Genomic DNA, 1,700 nt, shown 5'->3' on the forward strand with positions numbered 1-1,700 from the left:
GTTCACTCTGCGTGGTGAACAACGCTTCATACGACTTCAGGTCGCACGGACAATTCCGAGTTATGAATCATAGAACACTCTGACCTTTCGAATTACTTCTAATATTATAATCATTCAGCTAGCCTACATCTGGCTGACCAATTCCTCTCATACACTACATATTGAAGTACTATGATTAAAGATAGTTAAGCATGCGTTGATAGACCTTGAACTAGGCCGCCTACGAGCACTAAGTCCAACGATAATGTGACACTCTCTTTCTTTCGAATATTTCGAATGTTGACTTTTTTCGAATATTTCGGATAATGTCATGGTGAGAAGGTTTGTATACCATGACATCAGAAACTAAAAACTAGAGAGAAACACGATGAATACTGCTACAAAATTGCCAAGCGCTGAAGAAATGGCACTGGCTAAGCTTGGTAGCCAAGAGTTGTCAGCCGTTATAGAAATTAATGGTGAAGCTCAAAGGATTAACGTTGTCGATAAGTCTGGTAAGACTCACGAAGTAACTATTCCAGCAAGCGCATTAAATATGATGATCGAGATGCTTACTCAATTAGGTCAAGGCAACTCTGTTAGCATCACACCTATTCATGCGGAACTCACAACGCAAGAAGGTGCTGATATGCTAAACATGTCTCGTCCTACTTTCATTAAGCTTCTTGATTCAGGTGATATTCCGTTTAGCCGTACTGGCAACCGTAGAAAGGTAGCTTATACTGATCTTATGGAGTACAAGAACTGCCTAGAAGAGAACAGACTAGCTGCTCTTGCTGAACTATCTGCATTAGACCAAGAAATGGATATGGGATATTAATGGCGTCATATACGGTAATTCTAGACGCATGTGTAATGTACCCAGCTCCACTCCGAAGCTACCTAATGTACTTGGCCAATACTGGCCTGTTTAGAGCGCGATGGACAGAACAGATACATGATGAATGGACTCGAAATCTACTGAAAAATAGGCCAGAGCTAAATGCAGAACAACTGCAAAGAACTCGACAGTTAATGAACGCAAATGTTCCAGACTGCTTGATTGAAGGGTATGAGTCTTTAATTGATGGCCTTACTTTACCCGATGTTGATGATAGACATGTTGTAGCTGCCGCCATTAAAGGTCAGGCTGAGTCTATCATTACGTTCAACCTAAAAGACTTTCCTTCTTGCGAACTCGAGCCTTTAGGTCTAACAGCAATACATCCAGACGAGTTCCTGTGCGATATGTTCGAATTGGACAGTAGCGCATGCGTTAAGGCTGCTCAGCAACAAAGAGCTTCATTAAAAAGGCCACCAATGAGCCAAGATGAGTTCTTAGCTTGCTTACAAAAGCAGAGACTCCCAAGCTTCATCTCACACTTAAAGAGCTTCAAATTGATGCTTTAACTTTGAATTAGTAGATTTTAAACTAGGCCGCTGATTGCGGCCTTTTTGTATACACTCATTCGCGTCTGAAATGTGTTTACTATTTAGCTGTACTCTCCCCGATATTTAAGAGAGCATCATTCGATGTTCTCTTATCTTTTTAACACTTTTGGCATATAAGAAAAAGTACGGTGATTTCAGTAGCGTGATCTGCTACTGAGTAATTACGTTAACGCAGAAAAGGGCACTTTCGAGTTAGAAAGTGCCATAGGTAAAAAGTAAGCGTGCCATGAACACCGCATTCTAATCCTTCAGCACGAAGAATAAGATCA

General features: G+C 40.9%; 2 protein-coding genes. Both read left to right on the forward strand.

What is annotated here, in order from left to right:
- Window positions 1-367 precede the first annotated feature (367 nt).
- Window positions 368-820, forward strand: coding sequence for a helix-turn-helix domain-containing protein (locus ACED25_RS23320; RefSeq protein ID WP_048667525.1), 453 nt, complete (start codon window positions 368-370; stop codon window positions 818-820).
- On the forward strand, window positions 820-1,389 hold the full coding sequence (locus tag ACED25_RS23325; RefSeq protein WP_017098631.1) for a PIN domain-containing protein: 570 nt from the start codon (window positions 820-822) through the stop codon (window positions 1,387-1,389). The genes ACED25_RS23320 and ACED25_RS23325 overlap by 1 nt, the downstream gene beginning before the upstream one ends.
- The last annotated feature ends 311 nt before the right edge of the window (window positions 1,390-1,700 follow it).

The sequence above is a fragment of the Vibrio sp. 1F263 genome, assembly GCF_041439035.1.
GTDB lineage: Bacteria > Pseudomonadota > Gammaproteobacteria > Enterobacterales > Vibrionaceae > Vibrio > Vibrio tasmaniensis_A.